Below are 25,668 nucleotides of genomic sequence, written 5' to 3'. Positions count from 1 at the left end.
GATCTGATCAGTGAGTGAGAACTTTGGCCAGGAAGTCCCTGGCCCTGTCTGTCCTGGGAGCCTCGAAGAAGGCGGCGGGCTCGCCCGTCTCGACGATCTGGCCCGCGTCCATGAAGACCACACGGTCGGCGGCCCTGCGGGCGAAGCCCATCTCGTGGGTGACGACGACCATGGTCATGCCGTCGGCGGCGAGCCGGACCATCACGTCCAGCACCTCGCCGACCATCTCCGGGTCGAGCGCCGAGGTGGGCTCGTCGAAGAGCATCACCTTGGGCCGCATGGCCAGCGCGCGGGCGATGGCGGCCCGCTGCTGCTGCCCGCCGGACAGCTGGGCGGGCAGCTTTCCCGCCTGCTCGGCGATGCCGACCCGCTCCAGCAGTTTCCGCGCCGCGGCCTCGGCCTCGGCGCGGCCGTCGCCGCGGACCTTCATCGGCGCGAGCACGATGTTCTCCAGCACGGTCTTGTGCTGGAAGAGGTTGAACGACTGGAACACCATGCCGACGTCGGCCCGGAGCCGGGCCAGCTCGCGGCCCTCCACCGGGGCGGGCACGCCGTCGACGAGGATGTCCCCCGACCCGGCCGTCTCCAGCCGGTTGAGGCAGCGGCACAGCGTCGATTTGCCGGACCCCGAGGGGCCGACGACCACGACGACCTCGCCCCGCGCCACATCAAGGTCGATGTCGCGCAACACGTGATGATCGCCGAACCACTTGTTCAACCCTTTGACCTGAATCATTGCCATCTTCCTTCGAAATCGAAGATAAAGCGGAAGGTAACGGATGATTCTCACGCAAGTCAACACGTTGCCGTAGTAAGTACAGACGTGGTATTCCTCTAGTTCATGTCAGGCAAAGAGCGGCTGCTGGTGCGGGGAGCACAGGGGGACCTTCTGCGTCTCGTCGCCACCGGTCACGCCGAGTCGCGCGCCCAGCTGGCCCGCGTCTCCGGCCTGGCGGCGTCGAGCGTCTCCCTGCGCGTCGAGGAGCTGATCGACACCGGCCTGCTCGTCGAGGAGGGCTCGGGGACCTCCAGCGGCGGGCGGCGGCCCCGGCGGCTGCGGGTCAGCCCGGCCGCCGGCCTGCTCGCGGTGGCCGACCTCGGGGCGCACCACGCCCGCCTCGGCCTGCTCGACCTCAGCGGCGTCCCCCTCGTCGTCGAGGAGCGCGCCTGCGACATAGCGCTCGGCCCCGAGGCGACCCTCGACTGGATGGCCGCCGCGTTCGACGACCTGCTGGCGACCCACGGCCCGGCCGGCGTCCCGCTGCGCGGCGTCGGCACCGGCGTCCCCGGCCCCGTCGACCCCGGCAGCGGCCGGGTGGTCTCCCCCTCGCGCATGCCCGGCTGGAACAACTTCCCCGTCGCCGAGCACCTCGGCGCCCACTACGACCTGCCGGTGCTCGTCGAGAACGACGCCAACCTCCTGGCCGTCGGCGAGGCCCGCTCCTGGCCGGGGTTCGACAACCTCATGGTGCTCAAGGCCGGCAGCGGCATAGGGTGCGGCGTGATCGTCGACGGCCGCCTGCACCGGGGCAGGGGCGCGGCCGGCGACATCAGCCACGTCCGGGTCAGGACCGACTCCTCCACCACCATGTGCTCGTGCGGCCACCCCGACTGCCTGGAGGCCTACGCGAGCGGCGCCGCGCTCATGGACGCCCTGTCCGGGCTCGGCATCGCGACGCGACGCCCCTCCGACGTCGTCGCCCTGGTCGAGGACGGCGTGCCCGAGGCCACCGCCCTGGTCAGGAACGCGGGCCGCCTCATCGGCGAGGTGCTCACCGTCCTGGTCAACTTCATCAACCCCGACGCCATCGTCGTCGGCGGCAGCCTCTCCACCGCCGAGCCGCTGATCTCCGCCATCCGCGCCGCCGTCTACGAGCGCTGCCTGCCCCTGGCCACCCGCGACCTGGAGATCTCCGTGACCCGGGGCGGCCCGGACGCCGCCCTCCTGGGCGCGGGCTCCCTCCTGCTGGACGCCGTCCTCAGCTGAGGGTCCACGGGCGGCAGGTCCTCCCGGACCGGGGGATCACCGACGGTGTGCCCGCCCTCTGAGCGGTACGGGGAAAGCGTTGCGGCTCCCTTGTCCAACGGGACCAAATATGACCTTTTAGCAGGATTTACCACTTATCCCGCCATATCGCCCTATATGTGCATAGACAAGGGAGAGGAAGGTGCTAGCCCCGACCGTGGACCGATCGACGGAGGATTCGATGGTTCGAACAATGATCATTCTGCTGGCCGTCGTCGTGGCCCTGATGTCCGGCACGGCCGGTGCCGCCACCGCCCCCACTCCCAACTCTCTCAGCCAGCAGGACAGGGATTTCCTCATCATGTCGCACCAGGGCAACCTGGCCGAGATCGAGGCGGGCCGGGCCGCCACCCGGAAGGCCGACGACCAGGACGGCGGGAAGGCCGGCCAGGCCGTCCGCGATCTGGGAGAGCACCTCGTCGTCAGCCACATGAGACTCGACAAGATCTTGCAACAGGTGGCCCGGGAACTGGGCGTCGAGCTCCCCGACGGGCCCAGCGCGGCACAGCGCAGGCAGCTCGAAGAGGTGATGGCGCTGAACGGGCGGGAGTTCGACAGGGCCTGGATCAGCATGGAGATCGAGAACCACCGCCAGGCTCTCATCCTCGTGCGGAAGCAGATAGAGAGCGGCTCCGACCCGCAGGTGAGGAAGGTCGCCCTCTACGCCCAGCACGTCGTGCTGGACCACCTGAAGATGTTCCGCGACGCCCAGAAGTCCCTCTTCCCCAGCCCCGCGGCGACCTCCAGCCCTTCGAGCTGAGGCGGGCGGAGATCCAGGCGGCGTACGGGGGCACGGCACGCGTCGTTTCCCGCCGTGCGCGCCACCTCGTAGCCGGCGAAGCCTTCAGACGCGGACCGGCGATAACCGGCGAGAAGCCCGCATTCGAGTCAGCCATGACCGGCGGAACCCTTAAACACGGGTCGGCCTTGACCGGCGGAACCCCGCTCGGATCAGCCGTGACCGGCGGGGCCTCCGGGTCAGGCGAGACCGGTGAAGCCCTCGGGCGGGGCCGTGGAGCCACGTACGACCAGCTCGGTGGCGAGTTCGACGTGATGGGAGTCGACCCGCTCGCCCGCCGCCAGGCGCATGGCCGTGCGCACCGCGACGCCGCCCATCTCCCGCAGCGGCTGGCGGACGGTCGTCAGCGGGGGCGAGGCCATCCGGGCGACCTGGGTGTCGTCGAAGCCGACGATGCTGAGGTCCTCGGGCACGCGCAGCCCCCGCGCCCTGGCCGCCTCCAGCACGCCGAGCGCGATGTCGTCGCAGCCGGTGAAGATCGCCGTGGGGACCTCGGGCAGGTCGAACAGGGCCGCGCCGCCCGTCACCCCCTCCTGGTACTGGAAGTGCCCCTCCCTCACGTACTCCGGGGGGATCCGCGTGCCCGCGGCCTCCATCGCGGCGCGGTAGCCGTGCAGCCGGGCCTGCTCGCAGGCGGCGGTGGCCGGGCCGCCGAGGTAGGCGATCCGGCGGTGGCCGAGCGCGAGCAGGTGCTGCGTCGCGGCCAGGCCCCCGGCGAAGTTCGTCGAGCCGACGCTGGTGACGCCCCTGGTCTGCGGCAGGTTCAGCGGGTCGATCACGACCAGCGGCAGGCGGGCGCGCGACAGGGCGGCGAGCTGCCCGGCGGTCAGGTCGCTGGTGATGGCGATCACGGCCCGCCGCCCGGCCGTGGCCAGGCCGCGGGCCCAGGCCCCGCCGCGGTCGGCGGTCGTGCGGATGCTCACCACGATCGCCGCGTCGAGCTCGGCCCCGGCGCGCACCGCGCCCTGGACGATCTCGGTGGAGTAGGGGTTGAGGTCGGCGTCGAGCTCCACCTCGATCGTGGCCGGCACGGTCGCGTCGTCCCGGTCGCCCCGGCGGCGCTGCGGTGGCGCGACGTAGTCGTGCTGCTCCAGCAGCGACTCCACCAGGGAGCGGGTCACCGGAGAGACGTCACCCCGGCCGTTGAGCACCTTCGACACGGTCGCGATCGACACGCCCGCCGAGGCCGCGACCGTGGCCAGCGTGGCCCGTCTAGGACTGGCCGGCATCTGTTCCTCCCTGCTGTTCGGCGAAAGAGCCCGGTGCCGGTTCCACGTCCACGCGGGTGACCAGTCGCCGCCCCACGCCGACGTGACGCAGCGGGCCGGTCAATCGTATGCGGCCCCGGCAGGGCAGGTCGGACGCCGACGCGCCCACGAACACCTCGACCTCCCCCGGTTCGACGACGCGCCGCAGGTCACGCCCGGTGAACGCGGTCAGGTCCGCGGGCACGGTGAAGGTCACCACGGCGCTCGCGCCGGGCTCCAGGGGGACCCGGGCGAACCCGGTGAGCTGCAGCACCGGCCGGGTCACCTGGGCGACCACGTCGTGCAGGTAGAGCTGGACGACCTCCTCGCCCGCCCGTCCCCCGGTGTTGCGCACCCGCGCCGACACGGTGAACTCCCCGTCGGTGGGCACCTCGGCGTCGCCGATCCTCAGGGAGTCGATCGTGAAGGAGGTGTACGAGGCGCCGTGCCCGAACGGGAACAGCGGGGTCGGGTCGAGGTTGCTGATGCCCTCGCTGTCGGTCCCCAGCGGCGGCTGCAGGTAGGTGCCCGGCTGCCCGCCGGGGCCGCGCGGGATCTGCACCGGCAGCTTCCCGCCGGGCTGCACCCGCCCTGACAGGACCCCGGCGACGGCCGCCCCGCCCTCCTCCCCCGGCATGAACGACTGGACGAGCGCGGCGGCCGCCCTGGACACCTCGCCCAGCGCGTACGGGCGGCCGGAGACGACGACCACCACGACCGGCGTGCCGGTGGCGGCGAGCTCGGTGAGCAGGTCCTCCTGCGCGCCGGGCAGCCGCAGGTCCTCGGCGTCGCAGCCCTCGCCCGAGGTGCCCAGCCCGAACATCCCCGCCAGGTCGCCGACGACGGCCACGCACACGTCGGCCTCCCGGGCCGCCCGCAGCGCGGCGGCGAAGCCGGAGCGGTCGTCGCCCCGCACCTCGCAGCCCGGCTCGTGGACCACCTCGGCGCCGGGCAGCTCGGCCCGCAGCGCGTCGAGCAGGCTGGGCGCGGCCACGCCGAGCCCGAGCCCCGGGTGGCGGGGCAGCACGTGGTTGGGGAAGGCGTAGCAGCCCATGAACGTGCGCGGGTCGTCGGCGCAGGGGCCGACCACGGCCACCCTGCGCGGCTCCGGACGCCCCTCGCCGAGCAGCGGCAGCGTGGTGCCCGCGTCGAGCAGCACGATCGACCGTTCGGCCACCTCCCTGGCCAGTGCCCGGTTGGCCGGGGAGTCGAGGTCCACGGCCCCCGCCCCGGCCACCGACCTCTCCGGTGTCCAGTCCGGGTCCAGCAGCCCGAGTTCCACCTTCTGCGTGAGCAGGCGCCGGGCGGCCCGGTCGACGAGGGACTCCGGCAGCTCGCCCCGGCGCACCCGCCCGGTGAGGTGCGGGCCGAAGCCGAGCGTGTCGGGCAACTCGACGTCGACGCCCGCGGCCAGCGCCCGCGCCCCGGCCTCCTCTGCGTCGGCGGCGACCCGGTGCATCGTCGCCAGGAACGGGATCGCCCAGTAGTCCGACACGACCGTCCCGGTGAAGCCCCACTCGTCGCGCAGCAGGTCGGTGAGCAGCCACGCGTCGGCCGCGGCGGGGACGCCGTCCAGGTCGCAGTAGGAGTTCATCACCGAGCGCGCGCCGCCCTCGACGATGGCGGCCTCGAACGGCGGCAGGATCATGTCCATCAGCTCGCGCCGGCCCATCGGCACCGGGCCGTGGTTGCGGGCCGCCCGGGAGGCGGAGTAGCCGGCGAAGTGCTTGAGCGTGGCGATGACCCCGGCGCCCTCCAGGCCGCGCACGTAGGCCGCGCCGAGCGTCGCGACGAGGTACGGGTCCTCGCCCATGGTCTCCTCGACCCGGCCCCAGCGGTAGTCGCGCACCACGTCCAGCACCGGCGACAGGCCCTGGTGGACGCCCACCGCGCGCATGTCCCGCCCGATGGCGGCGGCCATCCGCTCCACCAGGTCGGGGTCGAACGTCGCGCCCCAGGCGATGGCCGCCGGGTAGACGGTCGCGCCGTAGGTGGTGAAACCGGTCAGGCACTCCTCGTGGACCAGCGCGGGGACGCCGAGCCGGGAGTGCTTGACCACCTCCGACTGCAGGCGCGCCACCTCCGCGGCGCCCTCCGCCGCGGTCACCGGGGCGCTGCCGAAGACACGTGTCAGGTGGCCGAGCCCGTGGCGGACCGCCTCCTCGAACGGCACCGTCCCCGAGGCCGCGAAGAGGTCCTGCAGCGGGGCCACGTTCGCCGTGCCCTCGGCCCCCTCCCCCGGCTCCCCCACCTGATCCGCCTGGTCGGTGCCCATGGTGTTGCCGAGCCACCGGCTGCCGAGCTGGCCGACCTTCTCCTCCAGGGTCATCTCCGCGAGCAGGGCGTCGACCCGCTCGGCCACGGGGAGTGCCGGGTCCTGCCACGGCCGGTGGATCCGGTCCGCCGCGGAGGTCCCATCTAGCGCCGTCATCTGCTCTCCTCAAGAAGATCGCTCCGGCAACTCTTCGAAATATTTCGACGAGTTGCGGTAGTCCTGCCCACATCCTGGCGTACCCGAGGTGACCAGGAAAGTCCCAGATGGGAGCGCCTTGATTCCTTCGCATACCAAGCTCATGCCGAGATGGGATCACCCCTTGACAGGCCGGTAGTAGAAATCTAAATTGACGTGCCACGCGGCCTGTTTCGGAAATGTTTCGACATGCTGGGCTCGGGGGGACGGACGCCCGGCAGCGGAGGTGCCGATCCACGACCGACGGCCACCGTCACCGATGTTTCACCTGAAGTTCCCGCTCAGCCCCGCCCCGGCACTCGACATACGGAGATCAGCGTGGAGTCAACGACACCATCCCGCCGCACCTTCCTCGCCCTGTCCATGGGCATCCCCCTGAGCGCCGCGCTGGCGGCCTGCGGCGGCACGTCCGGCCCCGCCCCGGCGGGCGGCGGCGCGAGCGCCGGAAGCGGCGGGAACGCCGCGAGCAAGGCCAGCTACTGGTTCCTGTCGGTCCAGCCGCAGGAGGGGGTGCGCACCAGGGCCGTGGAGCGGTTCAACAAGGCCAACCCCAGCACGCAGATCGAGTTCACGGCCATGCAGAACGACGCGTACAAGACGAAGATCAAGACGGCGATCGGGGCGGGCCAGGCGCCCACCATCATCTGGGGCTGGGGAGGCGGCACCCTGCGCACGTACGTGCAGGCGGGGCAGGTGGAGGACCTCACCCCGTGGTTCGAGCAGAACCCCGCCATAAAGGACCGGCTGTTCGCCTCCTCCTTCGGGGCGGCCACGATCGACGGCAAGATCTACGCGATGCCGGCCGAGAACATGCAGCCCATCGTCCTGTTCTACAACAAGAAGGTCTTCGATCAGGTCGGAGTGAAGCCCCCGGAGTCGTGGGGCGACATCATGGCCCTGGTCCCCAAGTTCAACGCCGCCGGCATCGCCCCGTTCTCCCTCGGCGGCCAGTCCCGCTGGACGAACATGATGTGGCTGGAGTTCCTCTTCGACCGCATCGGCGGCCCCGAGGTGTTCCAGGCCGTGTTCGACGCCAAGAAGGACGCCTGGTCCCACCCCGCCGCCATCGATGCCCTGACCAAGATCCAGGAACTCGTCAAGGCGGACGGGTTCATCAAGGGCTTCTCCTCGATCACCGCCGACTCCAACGCCGACCAGGCCCTGCTCTACACCGGCAAGGCCGCGATGATGCTGCACGGCGGCTGGACGTACGGCAGCATGTCGACCGACGGCGGCGACTTCGTCTCCGGCGGCCACCTCGGCTACATGAACTTCCCGCCGGTCGAGGGCGGCAAGGGCGACCCCGGCAACACCGTCGGCAACCCCGGCCAGTACCTGTCGATCTCCTCCAAGGCGACCCCCGAGCAGAAGGAGATCGCCAAGAAGTTCTTCGCGACCGCCGTGCTCAACGAGGACGACGTCAAGGAGTGGGCGGGCATCGGCGCGGTGCCGATCGTCAACGGCGCCGAGAGCGCGTTCGCCGGCGCCAAGGACGAGGACTTCCTGAAGTTCGTCTACGGCATCGCCAGCAACGCCAAGTCCTTCGCCCAGTCCTGGGACCAGGCGCTCAGCCCCACCGCGGCCGAGGTGCTGCTCGACAACATCTCCAAGCTGTTCCAGCTGTCGATCACGCCGGAGCAGTTCGTGTCCAACATGAACGCGGTCATCGGCAGTTGAGCGCGCTCGCCACCCCCTCCCGGACAGGGAGGCCGCCGGCCACCAGGCGGAGGGCGCACAGCCGCCTCCTGCCCTGGCTGGCCGTGCCGGCCCTGGTGATCTTCGTCGCCTTCGGGGTCGTTCCGCTGGTCGGGGTCCTGTTTCTCAGCTTCACGTCCTGGGACGGACTCGGCGAGATCCAGATGTCCGGGTTCACCAGCTGGCGGGCCGTGCTCGCCGACCCCGGCCTCCTGCACGCGCTGTGGATAACGCTGCTGGTGATGGTCGCCTCCTGGGCGGTCCAGACGCCGATCAGCATCCTGATCGGGGTGTTCCTGGCCGGACGGCAGCGCTACCGCGCGGTGCTGGCGGTGCTGTACTTCATCCCGCTGCTGCTCAGCCAGGCCGCCATCGCGATCGCCTACAAGGCGCTGCTCGACCCGAACTTCGGGCTCGGCGCCGGGCTGGGCATCGACCTGCTCGTGCAGGACTGGCTCGGCGAGCCCGTCCTCGCCTTCGGTGTCGTGATCTTCGTGGTGTCGTGGCAGTTCGTCCCCTTCCACTCGCTGATCTACCAGGGCGGCGTACGGCAGATCCCGCGCTCCATGTACGAGGCCGCGGAGATAGACGGCGCGGGCCGCGTCCGCAAGTTCTTCAGCATCACGCTGCCGCAGCTCAAGTACACGATCATCACGTCCTCCACCCTGATGGTCGTCGGGTCGCTGACCTTCTTCGACCTGATCTTCGTGCTCACCGCGGGCGGTCCCGGCGACGCCACCCGGGTCCTCGCCCTGGACATGTACAAGCGCGGGTTCCAGGCCAACCTCATGGGACCGGCCAGCGCCATCGCCGTCATCCTCGTCCTCGTGGGCCTCGCCCTCGCGTTGCTCCTGCGCCGGCTCGGCGGCCGCGACGCCAACGCCAGCCAGATGGAAGGGGCCTGACCATGGGCATGACCTGGACGACGGGCCCCAAGACCACGGGATCCAAGACGACGGGGCCCGGGCGGACCGAGACGCTCGGACCGGGACCGCGCGGGCACCGCCGCCGGCCACGGGCGGGCGACGGGCAGCGGACGCGGGCGCTCGGCGAGCGCCCCAACTGGCTCGGCGGGACCGTGAGCTGGCTGTGGCTGCTGATCGTGATCGTGCCGGTCTACTGGATCGTCATCACCAGCTTCAAGGAGCAGAGCAGCTACTACGCCACCAACCCGCTGGCGCCGCCCACCGAGCCGACCCTCGGCAACTACCGGATGGTCGTCGAGTCCGACTTCCCGCTGTACTTCCTCAACAGCCTCATCGTGACCGTCGGCGCGGTCGTGCCGTCGGTCGCGGTCTCCTTCATGGCGGCGTACGCGATCGTCCGGGGCGGCGGCCACCGCTTCCTGCGCTGGGTGAACGCGCTCTTCCTCATGGGGCTGGCCATCCCGCTGCAGGCGACCATCATCCCGATCTACCTGATCATCATCCGGCTGAGCCTCTACGACTCGCTGTCGGCGCTCATCCTGCCGTCCATCGCCTTCGCGATCCCGCTGTCGGTGCTGGTCCTGGCCAACTTCATCCGTGACGTGCCCAAGGAGCTGTTCGAGTCGATGCGGCTGGACGGCGCGGGCGAGCTGGCGACGCTCTGGCGCCTGGCCCTGCCGCTCACCATGCCGGCCGTGGTGACGGTGACGATCTACAACGCGCTGACGATCTGGAACGGGTTCCTGCTGCCGCTGATCCTCACCCAGAGCCCCGACAAGCGCACGCTGCCGCTCGCGCTGTGGACCTTCCAGGGGCAGTACAGCGTGAACGTCCCGGCCGTGCTCGCCTCCGTCGTGCTGACCACGCTGCCCATCCTGCTCCTGTACGTGGTCGGCCGCCGCCAGCTGCTCAGCGGCCTGACGGCCGGTTTCGGCAAGTGACCGGTTCCGACATGTGACGGCGTTCCGCCGCCCGGCGAGCCGGGCGGCGGGTCCGTCACTGCCCGGCCAGGCCGGTGTGGGCGACGCCGCGGATGATCTGGCGCTGGAAGAGCACGAAGACGACGAGCAGCGGCAGGCCGGCCAGGACCACCGAGGCCATGATCTGCGCGTAGCGCACGCCGAAGGTGCCCTGCACGACGTTGGCCAGCCCCACCGGCAGGGTCATCGTGTTCGGGTCGGTGGAGACCAGGAACGGCCAGAGGAAGTTGTTCCAGGTCGTGATGAACGTGAAGATCGCCACCGCGGCGAGCACCGGGCGCGAGAGCGGGAGCACGATGGTGAAGAACACCCGCCAGCGCCCGGCCCCGTCGACGAACGCGGCCTGTTCCAGCTCCGGCGGCACGGCCTGGAAGAACTTGTAGAGGATGTACACGATGACGGGCGCGGCGACCTGCGGCAGGATGACGCCCCACCAGGTGTCGACCAGCCCCAGCGCGACCATCTCGGCGAACAGCGGGGCGATCAGCACCTGCGGGGGGACCATGATCCCCGCGAGGATCGCGGCGAGCAGCACCCGCCGCCCCCGGAAGCGGGTGCGCGCGAAGCCGTACGCCGCCATCGCCGAGAACAGCACGGTCATGAGCGTCACGACGACCGCGGTGACGGTGGAGTTGATCGCCCACTTGACGATGCCGCCGGTGCCCAGGACCAGGCCGTAGGCGTCGAGGGTGACCTCGCTGCCGACCCATCGCAGCGGGACCTGGTTGGTGTCTGCCTCGGGCTTGAGGGAGGTGGCGACGGCCCAGGCGAGGGGCGCGAGCCAGACCACGGCGAGCGCCCCGGTGACGGCGAGCAGGACCAGCTGGCCGGGGCCGAACCGCTTTGTCATCGGAGAGACTCCTCGCGCTTGCGGAACAGCCGCAGCTGCACCAGGGAGACGGCGACGATCAGGATGAAGAGGATGTAGGAGACGGCCGAGGCGTAGCCGACGCGGTATCCCATGAAGCCGATGTCGTACGCGTACTCGATGATCGGGCGGGTGGAGTTCTCCGGGCCCCCGCCGGTCATCAGGTAGATCTGGTCGAAGACCTTCAGCGAGGCGAGCAGCTGCAGCACCACGATGAGGCCGGTGGTGCGGCGGAGCAGCGGCAGCGTGATCGAGCGCAGCTTGTCCCAGGCCGAGGCGCCGTCGATCGAGGCGGCCTCGTAGAGCTGCTCGGGAATGCTCTGCAGCGCGGCCAGATAGAGCAGGAAGTTGAATCCGACCGTCCACCAGACGGTGGTCATCACGACCGACCACATCGCCAGGCCCGGATCGCCCAGCCAGAGGATGTCGGTCCCGAATGTCCCGTTCAGCAGGCCGAAGTCGGGCTGGTAGACCATCTGCTGCCACAGCAGCGAGACCACCGCGGAGGGCAGCAGGAACGGCGCGAAGAACGACAGCCGCCACAGCCAGCGCACGAAGCGCAGGTTGTGCACCAGCAGGGCGAACACCAGTCCCAGGACGACCAGGGGCACGGTGCTCAGCACGGTGAACCGCACGGTGTTCCACAGCGAGCGCCACATCCGGGGATCGGCGAACGCCTCGGTGTAGTTCGCGAAGCCGACGAACCCGTCGCTGGTCCCGGCGATGTTGACACCGGTGAGGCTCATCCTCAGGCCCAGCAGCAGCGGCCAGACCAGGAAGGCCACGTAGACCACGAGGAAGGGCACGACGAACAGCAGCCCGTGCTGGGTCCAGCGGCGTACCACCCCGGTCTCCGCGGCCGGCGAGGCGGTGGCGGGGGCTGCGACGGTGGTCGTCATCGGGGCTCCTCGGGGAAGGGGTTGGGGGCCTCCATCAGCCCGCGCAGCGCGGCCTTGGCCAGGGCCAGGCCCTCCTCGGGCGTGCGCGTTCCGGCGATCACCGGGGAGAACGCCTCACCGAACTCGATCCACAGCCTCGACGCCGACCCGGTGAACCACACCTGCGGGTCGAGCGCCACCTCGGTGATGACCGAGCGGTACTCCGACTGCGGGCTCAGCGACAGGTAGTCCGGCTCCCGCAGCGCGGGGAGGTAGGCGGGGACGTGACCGGCCACCGCCCAGTCGGCGCTGTTCTTGACCAGGTAGGCGATGAACCGGTAGGTCTCCCGCTCGATCCGCGGGTCGCGGTCGCGCTGGTGGGGCACGACGAAGACGTGGCAGTCGGCCTGGGCCGAGGCTCCGCCGAAGACCGAGGGGAAGCGCGCCATGCTGAACGGCGTCCTCGCCAGCTTGAACGTCGTGGTCTCCCAGTCGCCGTTCCACAGGAAGGCCGTGTCCCCGCTCTGGAAGGCGGCGACCGAGGACGCGTAGTCGGTGGTGGGGTCGCACAGTCCCTCCGTGCCCAGCGTGCGCATGAAGGAGAGCGCCTCCAGCGCCTTGGCGTCGTCGATCGTGATCGTGGCGCCGTCGTCCGACAGGAGGGTGCCTCCGCTCTGGGGGTACAGCGACCACCACACCCGCCACGGCCCCACCGTCCCGAGGCCGAGCGCGTCGAAGGCCAGCGGGGGCTTGCCGCCGAGGGCGTCCCTGGCCTTGCGCAGCGACTCCAGCAGCTGGTCGGGCCCCTTGGTCGCCAGCAGCTTGCCGTCGCCGCCGAGCAGTCCGGCCCGGCCGCAGACGTCGGTGTTGTAGTACTGGACCATGGGGTGGGCGTCGAACGGCACCGCGTACAGGACCCCGTCGACGTGGGCGCGTTCCCAGATGGGAGGGCTGAAGTCCTCGGGCCGCAGGCCGTTCTCGGCGAGCAGGTCGAGGTTGATCGGGTCCAGGATCAGGCCGGGACCGATGCCGGGCAGCCTGGCGAGGTGGAAGGTCGCGAGATCGGGGGAACGGCCCCCGGCTCCCGCCATCGCGACCTTGGTGTAGAAGGCCTCGCCCCATTCGAGGACGTTCTCCTCGACGAACAGGCCGGGGTTCTCCCTGGCGAACGCGCCGACCATCTCGTTCATGATGACGCCGTCGCTCGCGCCGAGGAAGTGCCAGTACCTGATGCGGGTCCGGGCGGAGCCCAGGTCCACCGGGAGGGAGCATCCGGAGCCGAGGAGGCCGAGGGCGAGGGCGCCGCCCAGCAGGTTCCTGCGGGTGATCCGGGACGGGACCGACGAGGTCGGCGGGGTCGGCGGAGTGCGGGGTGGGGTCGCTGGAACGTCGTCCACTGCTGCCTCCAGGCGTCTGCGGAAGTCTTTGAGTGTCTCCGGGGGTCTGCGGGTGTTTGCGGGGGGCTGCGGGGAGTGGGACCGGGCGGGGCTACGGGCGGATGAGACGGATCACGTTCCACGAGACGGCGGGCAGCGTGACCCGCAGGGTCCCGCCGTCGAGGCGGGCCTCGGCGTTCGTACGGGGGGCCACCGTGTCCGGGGCGTCGGCGGTGTTGCGGGCGTAGGGGTCGGGACCGGACAGCACCGTGGCCCCCGCGAGCCCCACCGGGCCGAGGGCGCGCAGGTCGGCGGTGAGGGTGAGCGGCCGGTCGGCCGAGCGGTTGACGGCGAACAGCGTGGTGGCGCCGCTCTCCTCGTCGTGGGTGGCGACGGCGTCGAGCGCGGTGACCTCCCCGAACCTCGCGGTCTCGTGCGTCGGCGAGTCGGGCTCGACCCGCAGCACCTGGCCCCTCGCGTACCGGGAGGCCTGGGCGAAGGGGTGGAAGGTGGTCTGCCTCCAGGCCCTGCCGCCCGGCTCGGTCATGATGGGGGCGATGACGTTGACCAGCTGGGCCAGGCAGGCGGACGTCACCCGGTCGCTGTGCCGCAGCAGCGAGATCAGCAGCCCGCCGAAGGTCACCGCGTCGGCCAGGTGGTAGTGGTCCTCCAGCAGCGGCGGGGCCACCGGCCAGTCGCGCGGCGGTTCGGCGTTCTGGAAGCGTGACAGGTACCAGACGTTCCACTCGTCGAACGAGATGTTGATCTTCTTCTTGCTCCTGAGGCGGGCGCCCACGCTGTCGGCCGTCGCCACCACCGCGTCGACGAAGTGGTCCATGTCCGCCGCCGAGGCGAGGAAGCTCACCAGGTCGCCGTCGTGCTCCTCGTAGTAGGCGTGGCAGGAGATGAGGTCCACCACGTCGTAGGTCTCCTCCAGCACCGTGGCCTCCCACGCGCCGAAGGTCGGCATGCTCGAATGGGAGCTCCCGCAGGCCACGAGTTCCAGGTCCGGGTCGATCATGCGCATCGCGCGGGCGGTCCCGGCGGCGAGCCGCCCGTACTCGCGGGCGGTTTTGTGGCCGATCTGCCACGGGCCGTCCATCTCGTTGCCCAGGCACCACATCCGCACGTCGTGCGGCTTCTTCGCGCCGTGGGCGATCCGCAGGTCAGACAGGTGGGTCCCGGACTCGATGTTGCAGTACTCCAGCAGGTCCAGCGCCTCGGCGATGCCCCGGGTGCCGAGGTTGACGGCCATCATCGGCTCCACCCCGGCCTCGCGCGTCCAGGCGACGAACTCGTTCAGGCCGAACTCGTTGGTCTCCGTGCTGTGCCAGGCCAGGTCGAGCCGCCGGGGCCGCCCGGCCCGGGGGCCGACGCCGTCCTCCCAGCGGTGTCCGGACACGAAGTTCCCGCCGGGGTAGCGGACCGTGGTGACGCCCAGCTCGCGGGTGAGCTCCAGCACGTCGCGACGGAAGCCCTCCTCGTCCGCGGTGGGGTGGCCGGGTTCGTAGAGGCCGGTGTAGACGCACCGGCCGAGGTGTTCGACGAATGTACCGAAGGTGCGCCGGCGGACGGGGGCCACCGTGAACGCGGGGTCGAGCGTGAGGTGCGCGGACAGCACGAAGGTCTCCTCAGGTGCGACCCGCGCGGGCTTCCGGCGCGAGATCGCCAGGCTCTTGGATTACCGGGGGGAACGGGCTCGTGGGTTGCCGGGGATTGGGCGGGCTGAGTTGTTAGCGTTAACATCACCAAAGGCCAACCGCTACTTGGCGTGAGTGTTAACGCTCCCATAGAGAGAGTCAAATCACGAAACGGTAACGGCGACGGATTCCCTGCTCATCGCACATGACGTACGACCTGTCGCTTTCATCCGCGCGAACCCCGACCTGCCCCCACGACCGCGAACACGCGACGTGACCGGAACCGGGCCCGCTGCTTTCGCGTTCCGGCGCGGATGAGCGTTTCCGGGCTGATTAAGGAATTCCTTAGGTGGCTGTTGACAGTGTCACCGGCCGGGGGTCCACTGAGCTGCCAAGCACCGGACGAAGGGGTGTCGCATGCAGGTCCCGGCCCCGCTGGAATACGAGCGTGCCACCAGTGTCGACCACGCTCTCGGGCTGCTGGAGCGGCTGGGGAGCTCGGCCCGCCTCCTCGCGGGCGGCCACAGCCTGCTCCCGATGATGAAGCTCCGGCTGGCCAACCCGGAGTACCTGATCGACATCAACGACCTGCACGGCGAGCTGGGCTACATCCGGGTGGAACCCTCCCGGGTCCGCATCGGTGCGATGACCCGCCACCGCGAGCTGCTGGAGTCGGACGCGCTCGCCGGGGCGTTCCCCATCTTCCGCGACGCCGAACGGGTCATCGCCGACCCCGTCGTCCGCAACCGCGGCACCCTGGGCGGCTCGCTGTGCCAGGCCGACCCGTCGGAGGACCTGTCGGCCGTGTGCACCACCCTCGGGGCGAGCTGCGTGATCCGCAACCGGACCGGCGAGCGGGTCGTGACGATGGAGGAGTTCCATCGCGGCCCGTACGAGACGGCGGTCGGGGACGGCGAGATGCTGGTCGAGATCCGCGTCCCGGTCCGGCCGAACGGGTCCAGCGCCTACGAGAAGGTCGAGCGCCGCGCGGGCGACTGGGCGATCGTGTCCGCGGGCGCGGCCGTGTGGCTGGACGGCGAGGTGATCGCCGACGCCCGGGTCGGCCTCGCCGCGGTGGGCCCGAACACGACGGGACTGCCCGCGGTCTCCGAGGCGCTGCGCGGGAGGCGGCCGTCCGAGGACCTCTACGAGCGGGCCGGTGCCCTCGCCGCGGAGAGCTGCGACCCGGTCACCGACATGCGCGGCAGCGCCGACTACAAGCGCCACCTCGCCGGGGAACTCACCAGACGGGCCCTGCGCCGGTCCGTCGCCCGGATCGACGAGAGGATCTGACGTGCAGGTTTCCATGACCGTCAACGGCGAGGAGGTCACCGGGGAGATCGAGGGCCGCCTGCTCCTGGTCCACTTCCTGCGTGACCACCTCGGGCTGACGGGCACCCACTGGGGCTGCGACACGAGCAACTGCGGCACCTGCGTGGTGTGGCTCGACGGCGAGCCCGTCAAGTCGTGCACCGTGCTCGCCGCGTCGGCCGGCGGCCACGAGGTGCGCACGGTGGAGGACCTCGAACGGGACGGCGAGCTCGACCCGGTACAGCGGGGGTTCATGGAGTGTCACGGCCTGCAGTGCGGGTTCTGCACGCCCGGCATGATGATGACCGCGCGGGCCCTGCTCGACCGCAACCCCGACCCCTCCGAGCGGGAGATCCGCGAGGCGATCTCCGGCCAGATCTGCCGCTGCACCGGCTACGCGACCATCGTCCGCTCCGTACGGTGGGCCGCCGTCCACGAGGCCACCCGGAAAACCACCCGGGAAGCCGCTCACGAGGCCGCCGACCAGGCGGACTCGCCGGCGGCCGTCACCACCGGGACCGCGTCATGACCACCGTCGACCAGCGGCCGTCCGCCGAGTTCGAGAACAACGACCAGAAGCCGGTCGGCCACGGCCGGATGCTCCGCAAGGAGGACCCCCGGTTCATCCGGGGCAGGGGCCGATACTGCGACGACGTGCGGCTGCCGGGCATGCTGCACCTGGCGATCCTCCGCTCCCCCGTCGCGCACGCCCGGATCGTGAGCATCGACACCAGCGCGGCCGAGGCGCACCCGAAGGTGAAGGCCGTCGTCACCGGAGCCGCCCTGGCCGAGCTGGGACTGGCCTGGATGCCGACCCTCTCCGGCGACGTGCAGGCCGTGCTGGCGACGGACAAGGTCCGCTTCCAGGGGCAGGAGGTCGCCTTCGTCGTGGCGGAGGACCGCTACGCGGCCCGCGACGCCCTGGAGCTGATCGACGTCGAGTACGACGTCCTCGAACCGGTCGTCGACGTCCGCAGGGCCCTCGACCCCGGCGCGCCCGTGATCCGCGACGACCTGGACGGCAAGGAGAACAACCACGTCTTCGACTGGGAGACCGGCGACGAGGCGGCCACCGAGGCGGTGTTCGCGGCGGCCGACGTCGCCGTCACCCAGGACATCGTGTACCCCCGCGTGCACCCCGCGCCGATGGAGACCTGCGGATCCGTCGCCGACTACGACCGGATCGACGGCAGGCTGACCCTGTGGTCCACGACCCAGGCACCGCACGCCCACCGCACGCTGTACGCCATCGTCGCCGGCCTGCCCGAACACAAGATCCGGATCATCGCGCCGGACATCGGCGGCGGCTTCGGCGGCAAGGTCCCGATCTACCCCGGCTACGTCTGCTCCATCGTGGGGTCGATCGTCACCGGCAAGCCGGTGAAGTGGGTGGAGGACCGCTCGGAGAACCTCGTCAGTACCGGCTTCGCCCGCGACTACATCATGCGCGGCGAGATAGCGGCGACCAGGGACGGGAGGATCCTCGCCGTCCGCACCAACGTGCTCGCCGACCACGGCGCCTTCAACGGCGTCGCGGCGCCGGTGAAGTACCCGGCCGGCTTCTTCGGCGTGTTCACCGGCAGCTACGACCTCCAGGCGGCCTACTGCAAGATGACGGCCGTCCACACGAACAAGGCGCCCGGCGGCGTCGCCTACGCCTGCTCGTTCCGGATCACCGAGGCCGTGTACCTCATCGAGCGCCTGGTCGACTGCCTGGCGTACGAGCTCGGGATGGACCCGGTCGAGCTGCGCGTCAAGAACTTCATCCAGCCCGAGCAGTTCCCGTACCGGACCAAGACCGGCTGGATCTACGACTCGGGCGACTACGAGCCGACCATGCGCAAGGCCATGGAGATCGCCGGTTACGACGAGCTGCGCGCCGAGCAGGCCGAGAGGCGGGCCCGGGGCGAGCTGATGGGGATCGGCGTCTCCTTCTTCACCGAGGCGGTCGGCGCGGGCCCGCGCAAGGACATGGACATCCTGGGGCTGGGCATGGCCGACGGGTGCGAGCTGCGCGTCCACCCGACCGGCAAGGCCGTCGTGCGCCTGTCGGTGCAGAGCCAGGGGCAGGGGCACGAGACCACGTTCGCGCAGATCGTCGCCGAGGAGATCGGCATCCCACCCGCCGACATCGACGTCGTCCACGGCGACACCGACCAGACGCCGTTCGGCCTCGGCACCTACGGCAGCCGGTCCACCCCGGTGTCCGGAGCCGCCGCGGCCCTGGTGGCGCGCAAGGTGCGCGACAAGGCGCGCCTCATCGCCTCGGGGATGCTGGAGGTCTCCGTCGCCGACCTGGAGTGGCAGAAGGGGGCGTTCCACGTCAAGGGCGACCCGTCGAAGTCCGTCACGATCCAGGACATCGCGATGCGGGCGCACGGCGCGGGCGACCTGCCCGAGGGTGTCGAGGGCGGGCTGGAGGCGCAGATCTGCTACAACCCGGAGAACCTGACCTACCCGCACGGCGCCTACATCTGCGTCGTCGACATCGACCCGGGCACCGCCGAGGTCAAGGTGCGGCGGTTCATCGCGGTGGACGACTGCGGCACCCGGATCAACCCGATGATCATCGAAGGCCAGGTGCACGGCGGCCTCACCGACGGCGTCGGCATGGCCCTGATGGAGATGATCGCCTTCGACGAGGACGGCAACTGCCTGGGCGGGTCGCTCATGGACTACCTCCTCCCGACCTCGCTGGAGGTCCCCGACTGGGAGACGGGGTTCACCGTCACCCCCTCGCCGCACCACCCGATCGGCGCCAAGGGCGTCGGCGAGTCGGCGACGGTCGGTTCGCCGCCGGCGATCGTCAACGCGGTCGTCGACGCGCTCAAGCCGTTCGGCGTCCGACACGCCGACATGCCGCTCACCCCCTCGCGGGTGTGGGACGCCATGCGCGGCGTGCCCCGGCCACCGATCTGACCGAATCGGAGCGTTCATGCTTTCCGGCATCTCGACGCGAATGAGGGAACTGGTCGCCGACCGCGTCCCGTTCGTCCACGCGGTCGTGGTCCGCGCCCACTTCCCGACGGCGGTCAACGCCGGTGACGACGCGATCGTCCTGCCCGACGGCTCCATCGAGGGCTTCGTCGGCGGCCGGTGCGCCGAGAGCTCCGTGCGCACGGCGGCGCTCGGCGCGCTCCAGGACGGCCGGTCCGTGCTGCTGCGCGTGCTGCCGGAGGGCGAGCTGGACTTCCCCGAGTCCCCCGGCGCCCAGGTCGTGGTGAACCCCTGCCTGTCCGGCGGCGCGCTGGAGATCTTCCTCCGGCCGCTGCTCCCGCCGCCGGTGCTCTGGATCGCCGGCCGCTCGCCGATCGCCGAGGCGCTGGCCGAGCTGGCCGCACCCCTGGACCTCGCCGTACGGCGGGCGTCGGACGGGCAGGGGTCGAGGAGCGATCAGGGCCCAGTCGGAGGCCAGGGCCCGGTTGACGATCAAGGGCCGGTGGGCGCCACCGCGGTCGTGGTGTGCGGCCACGGACGCGACGAGATCCCCGCGATCCGCGCCGCGCTGGACGCCGGGGTCGGGTACGTCGGCCTGGTCGCCAGCCACCGGCGCGGTACGGCGGTGCTGGCGGAGATGGACCTGACCGAGGCCGAACGCGGGCGGATCCGTTCGCCGGCCGGGCTCCCGATCGGGGCCCGCACCGCGCACGAGATCGCCCTGTCGATCCTGGCGGAGATCATCGCCGCGATCCGCACCCGGGGACCGACCCCGGCACCTCCCCCCTCGACCACCGGTGGATCCACCACTCCGGACCTGCCGGACAACGAACCGGCCACTCCCGCCGCACAGGGCGGCGGACCCGTCGCACCCGCCCCGTCCGACGCCCCGGACAGCGGGCCCGACGCCCTGGACAGCAGACTCGCCGCTCCCGGCCCGCCGGACAGTGGACCGGCCGCTTCCAGCCCTCCGCGCGACGGGCCAGGGGAGGGTCCGAGCGTGCGAGCCGTCGACCCGGTCTGCGGCATGACCGTGACCGTCTCCCCTGACACGCCTCACCTGACCGTCGACGGCGAGGACGTGTGGTTCTGCTGCCCGGGATGCCGCCGTCGTCACGCGGAGAAGGGACGACCACCACGTACCGGCACCGAGGCCACGCCGTGACCCGCGCCCCGTACCGGAGCCGCGTCCTGGACCCGGGCCGGCACCGGATCCGCAGCGGGGCCACGTCGTGACCCCGGCCTTCGCCGACGCCGACGAGGTCCGGCGGCGTCTGGACGAGATGGACTACCTGGTCGACGAGGGCACCGCCTCGGCACTGTTCTTCGCGCTGACCCTCGGCCGGCCCCTGCTGCTGGAGGGCGAGCCCGGCGTCGGCAAGACCACCGCGGCCAAGGCCCTGGCCCGTGCCCTGGTCACGCCGTTGATCCGGCTGCAGTGCTACGAGGGGCTGACGGCGGGCGAGGCGCTCTACGAGTGGAACTACCAGCGGCAGCTGCTCGCCATCCGGCTGGCCGAGTCGCGGCGGGACAGCCTGACCGACGCCGACCTGTTCAGCGAGGAGTTCCTGCAGGAACGCCCGATCCTGCGGGCCGTCCGGCACAGCGGGCCGGTGCCCCCGGTGCTGCTGATCGACGAGATCGACCGCGCCGACGACGAGTTCGAGGCCCTGCTGTTCGAGTTCCTCGGCGAGTCCTCCATCACGATCCCGGAGCTCGGCACGTTCACGGCGAAGCGCCCGCCGATCGTCGTCCTGACCTCCAACCGCAGCAGGGACCTGCACGACGCTCTCCGGCGGCGCTGCCTGTACCACTGGATCGACTTCCCCTCGCCCGAACGGGTCGCGGAGATCCTGCGCCGTTCGGTGCCCGCCGCCAACGAGACGCTGATCCGCTCGGCCACCGAGTTCGTCGGCCACGTACGCCGGTTCGACCTCGACAAGGCGCCCGGCATGGCGGAGACGATCGACTGGGTCTCCGCGCTGTCCGCGCTCGGCGCGACCGAACTGGTCCGGGAGGACGTCGTCCGGACGCTGAGCAGCATCGCGAAGACACCGGACGACCGCGACGCGATCACCGGCGCGCTCGGCCAGGTGGGCCACGCCCCCGGTGCGACCACCGGATCAACGGCTCGGGGATCCGACAGCACAGGGAGAGCCCATGAGGATTGACAACGAGTTCACCGTCGGCGTTCCGATCGACCAGGCGTGGGCGGTGCTCACCGATCTGGAGGGCATCGCCCCCTGCATGCCGGGCGCCCAGCTGACCGGCGTGGACGGCGACGTCTACTCCGGCAAGGTGAGGATCAAGGTGGGCCCCGTCGTCTCCGAGTACGCCGGCACGGCCAGGTTCGTCGAGAAGGACGACGCGGAGCATCGCGCGGTCATCGACGCCAGGGGCCGTGACTCGCGAGGGGCGGGCAACGCCTCGGCGCTCGTCACCGCGCGGCTGCGGGCCGACGGCACGCGTACCGTCGTCACCGTCGACACGGACCTGAAGATCTCCGGCAAGATCGCCCAGTTCGGCGGCGGAATGATCAAGGAGGTCTCCGGGAAGCTGCTCGGCCAGTTCGTGGACTGCCTCGAAGGAAAGCTCACCGGCGGCGTCCCCGGGCCTCCGGCCGCGGCCGCCGCTTCCCCCGAAGCAGCCCCCGAGGCTCCAGCCGGGACCGGCAACACCGGCGAGGCACCTCGGGAAACGGCCGGAACCGGCACGACACCCCGGGAGACGGCCGACGCGCCGCCCCCGGCGACGGACGAGGCCGCGCCCCCGGGCAGGCGCGTCATCGTCTCCGAGGCCGACGCCGAACCGCTGGACGTGGTGGGCATCGCCAGGGGATCGATCTACAAGCGCGCGCTTCCGGTCGTCGTCGTCCTGATCCTCGCCGCCGCCGTCGTCGTCTACCTCGTCGTCTCGTAAGGATGTCCGGCGACCACCCCGTCCCGCCGGCGCTGTTGCCGGCCGTCGACCGCGCGGCGTTCGCCGTCGCGCTCGCGGCCCGGCTTCGGCAGCGTGGCGTGCCGGTCGGCTTCACCGCCGTCGAGAACTTCGTCCGGGCGCTGGGGGTGTCCCCTCCGGGCTCGCTGCCGATGCTGTACTGGACCGCCCGCATCACCCTCGTACGGCAACGCTCGGAGATCGACGTGTTCGACGCGGTGTTCGCGGCGGTGTTCGGCAGTATGGCGCTGGCACTCGACCCGCACGCGCGCCACCGGCCCCGGACCACCACCGGCGGCCGGGAGGGCGACGCCTTCGCCTCCCTGCCCGCGAACTCCACGGACCTGCGGGAGGAGAACGCGCTGCCCTGGGTGACGCTCCCCCCGGTGGTCGCCGACGCCGAGGCCTCGGACAGCCCTCCGGCCGTGCCCGAGCGCCTGCCGAACGACGTCTCCGGGCTGGCGGAGGTGCCCTTCGAGCATCTCGACGCCCGGGAGATGGACCTGCTCGGCACGTGGCTGCGTTCGGCCGTGGCCGACTGGCCCACCAGGAGGAGCAGGCGGCTCGCGGCGGACCCCCGGGGCCACCGCGTCGCGGTGCGGGCCACCGTACGGCGCTCTCGCCGGACCGGCTGGGAGCCGCTGCACCTGGTGCGCGAGCGGGCGGTCGACAAGCCGCGACGCGTCGTCATGCTCTGTGACGTCAGCCAGTCCATGCAGGCGCAGGCGCAGGCCTACTTCCACCTGATGCGCGCCCTGGCGCTCGCCGCCGACGCGGAGGTGTTCGCCTTCGCGACGTCGCTGACCCGGCTGACCACGGTCCTGACCCACAAGTCGGCGGCCGTCGCCGTCGAGCGGGCCACGGACAAGGTCACCGACCGGTTCGGCGGGACGCGGATAGCGACCAACGTGCGGGCGCTGCTCTCCTCCCACCACGGGGGAACGCTCCGGGGCGCCATCGTGATCATCGGCTCGGACGGCTGGGACAGCGACCCGCCGGAGGCCCTGGCGACCGCGATGGCACGCCTGCGACGGCGCGCGCACCGCGTGATCTGGATGAACCCGAGAGCGTCCGCCCCGGGCTTCGAACCACGCGTCGCCGCCATGGCCGCCGCCCTCCCGTACTGCGACCGGCTGCTGCCGGCGGACACCTTCCGGTCCCTGCGACGTGTGATCGCCGAGATCCCGCGTCTCCGCTAGCGCCTAGCCCGGAAACGATCAGCGTGCCGACATGCGGAACACGAAAGTTTCGAAATCAAACAGAAACTTGCCATAGATCCTTTAACTGTCAATAATTGACGATGTAAGCAAGTGCAGGCGTCCGAAGCACAGGCATCAGGGAGGCAACCGTGAATAAGATCCACCGTGCCGCCAGGCTGGCACTCGGCGCGACGGCCGGGCTGGCGCTCGCGCTGCCCGGCACGACACCGGCCTCGGCGGCGACGTGGGAACTGCGCGCCTCCGGCCAGCAGATCTGCGTCCACTCGAACGGCGGCCACCCCGGCACGTACTTCCTCGCCCCGGTCGTCGGAAGCTGGTCGACGCCCGTCCAGATCGAGCTGCGGAACCTGCCCCCCGGTGTGACCAGCGCGGGCGGCACGACGATCCCGCCCGGATCCAACTACCCCAACCCCGGTAACGGGGCGACGACGGTGAACGGCTTCGTCCAGATATCGATCCCGTCACTCCCGGTCGGGGTGTACACCCCGCTGCTGACGGCCTCGGACCACGCGGAGACCCAGTCCGTCCCCGTCACCATCAACGTGAAGCAGAGCTGCTACTAATCGTTCCTTCCGCCTGGTCATGAGTCGCGGGGGCGTCCGGCGCCGTCCTCGAACGCCGGCGCCGGACTTCCCCGTCTCGCTCGCGCGGGTGACCCCCGCGACCGGCACCTACGCGGTGGTACGCCGCCGGACCCGTTCCCTGCTCTCCTCCGGCAGCGCGTCGGCGGCCAGCAGCCGCGGCAACAGCTGCGGTTCCAGCGTCATCGCCCGGAAGAAGAGCTCGACGGTGACGTCGTGGGCGGGCCGGTGCACGATCACGATCGGGTCGGCGGCGCGGATCTCACCGGGTTCGATCACCCGGAGGTACGCGCCCGGCCGGGCGGCCCGCGTGAATTGCTTGATCCAGCCGTCACGCTCCAGCCGGCCCTCGAACGTCGCGCACGGCAGACGCGCGCACGACACCTCCAGGACGACGTCCGGCCCGATCCGCCACCGCTCACCGATCAGGGCGCCGTTGACGTCCACCCCCAGGGTGGTGAGGTTCTCCCCGAAGAGCCCGTTCGCGAGCGGCCTGCCGAGTTCGGACTCCCACTCGTCGAGGTCCTCGCGAGCATGGGCGAGGACGGCCTGGTCGGAGCCGCCGTGGTGCTTCACGTCGTGGGCCCGGTCACCGGCGAGGCCGACCGCGCCGGTGCCCTTGGGGCCGGGGTCGGTGACGGCGACCGGGCCGTCGACGGGCCGCTTGTCGATGCCCGTCGAGGGCAGCCCTTTCCACGGGTTGGGGCGAGGGTGGCCGATGTTGACGGAGAGCAGCTTCATAACGGCGACGGTACGTTCCGCCGCCCGTCCCCGGGCGACACGTTTTCCTACCACCTTCCTGCCACCGGACACCGCCCGCTAGCTCCAGAGGGTGACGTGGACGGAGGGCCGGAACCGGCCGACATTGACGCCCGGACCGCGCAGCATGGCCTGCGTGGCACGCGGGTTGGTGACGAACCGGACGAGTTCGGCCGCCGCCGACGACGCGTCGCGTTCGGCCGGGCTCAACGCGGCCCACACCCCGTCGAACCGCAGGGCCCGCCCGGCGACGCGGACGAGATGGCCGTTGGCCAGGTCCTGCGCCACCGCGAAGGAGACCGTCGGCGCCACGCCGTTGCCGCGCTTGACCTCCTCCAGCGCCGCGGCGTGGCTCTGGAAGATCTGCTGGTGCTCCTCGGGGACGTTGACGCGGCGCAGCAGCGCGGGAATCACGCCGACGTCCGCCGCCGCCGACGGGCCGAGCAGCCACGTCTCCTCACGCAGCTGGTGGGGCCCGGCGTCGAGGTTGGCGAGCGGGTGGTCCGGGCCGGACACGACGATCACCTGGTAGTTGAGAAAGGGCCGGCACGTCAGCGACTCGTCCGGGGTCCCCGCCCGGGGCCCGATCGCCACGTCCACCGCCCGCGAGCGCAGCAGGGCGCCGAACTTCCGGGGGTCGTGCACGCTCAGCTCCACGTCGAGGTCGGCGGCCCGGCCGGCGAACAGCCCGATCAGGCCGGGTGCCGCGTACTCGGCGAACAGGCTCGACGCGGCGACGCGCAGCAGCCGACGGCCGCGGCTCGCCTGGCTCACCTCGACGATCGTGCGCTCCTGCAGGCTGAGCATCTCCGCCGCACGGCTCGCGAGCCGCAGGCCGCCGGGGGTGAAGGCGAGCCCGGACGCGGTCCGCGTGAACAACCGGTCGTCGAACTCCTTGCGCAACTGGCCGATGTGCAACGAGACGGCGGCCTCCGACACGCCGAGCTCGACCGCCGCCTCCTTGACCGAACCGAGCCGCACCACGGCGACGAACGCGCGCAGCTGGGTCGGTGTCACG

22 protein-coding genes are annotated in these 25,668 nt (G+C 71.3%); 13 read left to right on the top strand and 9 right to left on the bottom strand.

Going from position 1 to position 25,668, the window contains the following annotated elements; genetic code table 11:
* Window positions 1–7: 7 nt before the first annotated feature.
* A complete protein-coding gene (locus tag ACFYWM_RS30075; RefSeq protein WP_389920279.1) occupies window positions 8–736 on the bottom strand; it encodes an amino acid ABC transporter ATP-binding protein in 729 nt (242 codons plus the stop codon).
* A gap of 105 nt (window positions 737–841) precedes the next feature.
* Here ACFYWM_RS30075 and ACFYWM_RS30070 point away from each other — a divergent pair, with 105 nt between their 5' ends.
* Together ACFYWM_RS30070 and ACFYWM_RS30065 are read left to right on the top strand one after the other, a co-directional pair.
* A complete protein-coding gene (locus tag ACFYWM_RS30070; protein WP_389920276.1) occupies window positions 842–1,987 on the top strand; it encodes an ROK family protein in 1,146 nt (381 codons plus the stop codon).
* Window positions 1,988–2,219: 232 nt separating this feature from the next.
* Window positions 2,220–2,786: a DUF4142 domain-containing protein gene (locus ACFYWM_RS30065; RefSeq protein ID WP_389920273.1), complete on the top strand. Its 567-nt coding sequence runs from the start codon at window positions 2,220–2,222 to the stop codon at window positions 2,784–2,786.
* A gap of 218 nt (window positions 2,787–3,004) precedes the next feature.
* Here ACFYWM_RS30065 and ACFYWM_RS30060 read toward each other — a convergent pair whose 3' ends face one another.
* Together ACFYWM_RS30060 and ACFYWM_RS30055 are read right to left on the bottom strand one after the other, a co-directional pair.
* The gene (locus ACFYWM_RS30060) at window positions 3,005–4,054 is read right to left on the bottom strand and encodes a LacI family DNA-binding transcriptional regulator (protein ID WP_389920270.1); all 1,050 of its coding nucleotides are present in this window, start codon (window positions 4,052–4,054) and stop codon (window positions 3,005–3,007) included.
* Window positions 4,038–6,503: a glycoside hydrolase family 3 N-terminal domain-containing protein gene (locus ACFYWM_RS30055; protein WP_389920267.1), complete on the bottom strand. Its 2,466-nt coding sequence runs from the start codon at window positions 6,501–6,503 to the stop codon at window positions 4,038–4,040. Before ACFYWM_RS30055 ends, ACFYWM_RS30060 begins: the two co-directional genes overlap by 17 nt.
* A gap of 357 nt (window positions 6,504–6,860) precedes the next feature.
* On the opposite strand from ACFYWM_RS30055, the gene ACFYWM_RS30050 reads away from it, so the two are divergent.
* From ACFYWM_RS30050 to ACFYWM_RS30040, 3 genes are read left to right on the top strand one after another with little or no spacing between them, the layout of a single operon-like run.
* Window positions 6,861–8,219 carry an extracellular solute-binding protein gene (locus ACFYWM_RS30050; RefSeq protein WP_389920264.1) on the top strand — a complete coding sequence of 453 codons (1,359 nt, stop codon included), beginning with the start codon at window positions 6,861–6,863 and terminating at the stop codon, window positions 8,217–8,219.
* Complete coding sequence (locus ACFYWM_RS30045; RefSeq protein WP_389920262.1) at window positions 8,216–9,142, top strand: carbohydrate ABC transporter permease; 927 nt, start codon at window positions 8,216–8,218, stop codon at window positions 9,140–9,142. Before ACFYWM_RS30050 ends, ACFYWM_RS30045 begins: the two co-directional genes overlap by 4 nt.
* 2 nt (window positions 9,143–9,144) lie before the next feature.
* Window positions 9,145–10,104: a carbohydrate ABC transporter permease gene (locus ACFYWM_RS30040; RefSeq protein WP_389920259.1), complete on the top strand. Its 960-nt coding sequence runs from the start codon at window positions 9,145–9,147 to the stop codon at window positions 10,102–10,104.
* Between the two features lie 55 nt (window positions 10,105–10,159).
* On the opposite strand, the gene ACFYWM_RS30035 is transcribed toward ACFYWM_RS30040, so the two are convergent.
* The 4 genes from ACFYWM_RS30035 to ACFYWM_RS30020 all read right to left on the bottom strand — a co-directional run bounded on the left by ACFYWM_RS30035 (window position 10,160) and on the right by ACFYWM_RS30020 (window position 14,886).
* Window positions 10,160–10,993, bottom strand: a complete 834-nt coding sequence (locus ACFYWM_RS30035; RefSeq protein ID WP_389920256.1) for a carbohydrate ABC transporter permease — start codon at window positions 10,991–10,993, stop codon at window positions 10,160–10,162.
* Window positions 10,990–11,910, bottom strand: coding sequence for a carbohydrate ABC transporter permease (locus tag ACFYWM_RS30030; protein WP_389920254.1), 921 nt, complete (start codon window positions 11,908–11,910; stop codon window positions 10,990–10,992). The genes ACFYWM_RS30035 and ACFYWM_RS30030 overlap by 4 nt, the downstream gene beginning before the upstream one ends.
* Window positions 11,907–13,286, bottom strand: a complete 1,380-nt coding sequence (locus ACFYWM_RS30025; protein ID WP_389920251.1) for an extracellular solute-binding protein — start codon at window positions 13,284–13,286, stop codon at window positions 11,907–11,909. Before ACFYWM_RS30025 ends, ACFYWM_RS30030 begins: the two co-directional genes overlap by 4 nt.
* A gap of 91 nt (window positions 13,287–13,377) precedes the next feature.
* Entirely contained in the window at window positions 13,378–14,886 is a 1,509-nt protein-coding gene (locus tag ACFYWM_RS30020) for an alpha-N-arabinofuranosidase (RefSeq protein ID WP_389920249.1), read from the bottom strand.
* 436 nt (window positions 14,887–15,322) lie between these two features.
* Between ACFYWM_RS30020 and ACFYWM_RS30015 the strand changes: the two genes are divergently transcribed.
* The 8 genes from ACFYWM_RS30015 to ACFYWM_RS29980 all read left to right on the top strand — a co-directional run bounded on the left by ACFYWM_RS30015 (window position 15,323) and on the right by ACFYWM_RS29980 (window position 23,873).
* Entirely contained in the window at window positions 15,323–16,198 is an 876-nt protein-coding gene (locus tag ACFYWM_RS30015) for an FAD binding domain-containing protein (protein ID WP_389920247.1), read from the top strand.
* Window position 16,199: 1 nt separating this feature from the next.
* Window positions 16,200–16,745, top strand: coding sequence for a (2Fe-2S)-binding protein (locus tag ACFYWM_RS30010; protein WP_389920245.1), 546 nt, complete (start codon window positions 16,200–16,202; stop codon window positions 16,743–16,745).
* Window positions 16,742–19,135: an aerobic carbon-monoxide dehydrogenase large subunit gene (locus ACFYWM_RS30005; protein WP_389920242.1), complete on the top strand. Its 2,394-nt coding sequence runs from the start codon at window positions 16,742–16,744 to the stop codon at window positions 19,133–19,135. Before ACFYWM_RS30010 ends, ACFYWM_RS30005 begins: the two co-directional genes overlap by 4 nt.
* Before the next feature lie 40 nt (window positions 19,136–19,175).
* Entirely contained in the window at window positions 19,176–20,318 is a 1,143-nt protein-coding gene (locus ACFYWM_RS30000; protein WP_389920239.1) for an XdhC family protein, read from the top strand.
* Between the two features lie 67 nt (window positions 20,319–20,385).
* A complete protein-coding gene (locus ACFYWM_RS29995; RefSeq protein ID WP_389920237.1) occupies window positions 20,386–21,324 on the top strand; it encodes an AAA family ATPase in 939 nt (312 codons plus the stop codon).
* Complete coding sequence (locus ACFYWM_RS29990) at window positions 21,314–22,072, top strand: SRPBCC family protein (RefSeq protein WP_389920234.1); 759 nt, start codon at window positions 21,314–21,316, stop codon at window positions 22,070–22,072. The genes ACFYWM_RS29995 and ACFYWM_RS29990 overlap by 11 nt, the downstream gene beginning before the upstream one ends.
* Before the next feature lie 2 nt (window positions 22,073–22,074).
* On the top strand, window positions 22,075–23,289 hold the full coding sequence (locus ACFYWM_RS29985) for a VWA domain-containing protein (protein WP_389920233.1): 1,215 nt from the start codon (window positions 22,075–22,077) through the stop codon (window positions 23,287–23,289).
* A 149-nt stretch (window positions 23,290–23,438) separates the two neighbouring features.
* On the top strand, window positions 23,439–23,873 hold the full coding sequence (locus ACFYWM_RS29980) for a DUF5980 family protein (protein ID WP_389920230.1): 435 nt from the start codon (window positions 23,439–23,441) through the stop codon (window positions 23,871–23,873).
* Window positions 23,874–23,981: 108 nt separating this feature from the next.
* Here ACFYWM_RS29980 and ACFYWM_RS29975 read toward each other — a convergent pair whose 3' ends face one another.
* Together ACFYWM_RS29975 and ACFYWM_RS29970 are read right to left on the bottom strand one after the other, a co-directional pair.
* Entirely contained in the window at window positions 23,982–24,632 is a 651-nt protein-coding gene (locus ACFYWM_RS29975; RefSeq protein ID WP_389920228.1) for an MOSC domain-containing protein, read from the bottom strand.
* 78 nt (window positions 24,633–24,710) lie between these two features.
* Entirely contained in the window at window positions 24,711–25,667 is a 957-nt protein-coding gene (locus ACFYWM_RS29970; RefSeq protein ID WP_389920225.1) for a LysR family transcriptional regulator, read from the bottom strand.
* Window position 25,668 lies beyond the last annotated feature (1 nt).

The organism is Streptosporangium sp. NPDC002721 (assembly GCF_042888905.1).
Taxonomy (GTDB): Bacteria; Actinomycetota; Actinomycetes; order Streptosporangiales; family Streptosporangiaceae; genus Streptosporangium.
This window is presented reverse-complemented; position numbering and strand designations above follow the sequence as displayed.

Coding starts and splice junctions, on each gene's coding strand:
- ACFYWM_RS30005 (WP_389920242.1), top strand. CDS start 16,742: ATGACCACCGTCGACCAGCGGCCGTCCGCCGAGTTCGAGAACAACGAC.
- ACFYWM_RS30060 (WP_389920270.1), bottom strand. CDS start 4,054: ATGCCGGCCAGTCCTAGACGGGCCACGCTGGCCACGGTCGCGGCCTCG.
- ACFYWM_RS29990 (WP_389920234.1), top strand. CDS start 21,314: ATGAGGATTGACAACGAGTTCACCGTCGGCGTTCCGATCGACCAGGCG.
- ACFYWM_RS30040 (WP_389920259.1), top strand. CDS start 9,145: ATGGGCATGACCTGGACGACGGGCCCCAAGACCACGGGATCCAAGACG.
- ACFYWM_RS30035 (WP_389920256.1), bottom strand. CDS start 10,993: ATGACAAAGCGGTTCGGCCCCGGCCAGCTGGTCCTGCTCGCCGTCACC.
- ACFYWM_RS30065 (WP_389920273.1), top strand. CDS start 2,220: ATGATCATTCTGCTGGCCGTCGTCGTGGCCCTGATGTCCGGCACGGCC.
- ACFYWM_RS30055 (WP_389920267.1), bottom strand. CDS start 6,503: ATGACGGCGCTAGATGGGACCTCCGCGGCGGACCGGATCCACCGGCCG.
- ACFYWM_RS30000 (WP_389920239.1), top strand. CDS start 19,176: ATGAGGGAACTGGTCGCCGACCGCGTCCCGTTCGTCCACGCGGTCGTG.
- ACFYWM_RS29975 (WP_389920228.1), bottom strand. CDS start 24,632: ATGAAGCTGCTCTCCGTCAACATCGGCCACCCTCGCCCCAACCCGTGG.
- ACFYWM_RS30015 (WP_389920247.1), top strand. CDS start 15,323: ATGCAGGTCCCGGCCCCGCTGGAATACGAGCGTGCCACCAGTGTCGAC.
- ACFYWM_RS30030 (WP_389920254.1), bottom strand. CDS start 11,910: ATGACGACCACCGTCGCAGCCCCCGCCACCGCCTCGCCGGCCGCGGAG.
- ACFYWM_RS30075 (WP_389920279.1), bottom strand. CDS start 736: ATGATTCAGGTCAAAGGGTTGAACAAGTGGTTCGGCGATCATCACGTG.
- ACFYWM_RS29985 (WP_389920233.1), top strand. CDS start 22,075: ATGTCCGGCGACCACCCCGTCCCGCCGGCGCTGTTGCCGGCCGTCGAC.
- ACFYWM_RS30070 (WP_389920276.1), top strand. CDS start 842: ATGTCAGGCAAAGAGCGGCTGCTGGTGCGGGGAGCACAGGGGGACCTT.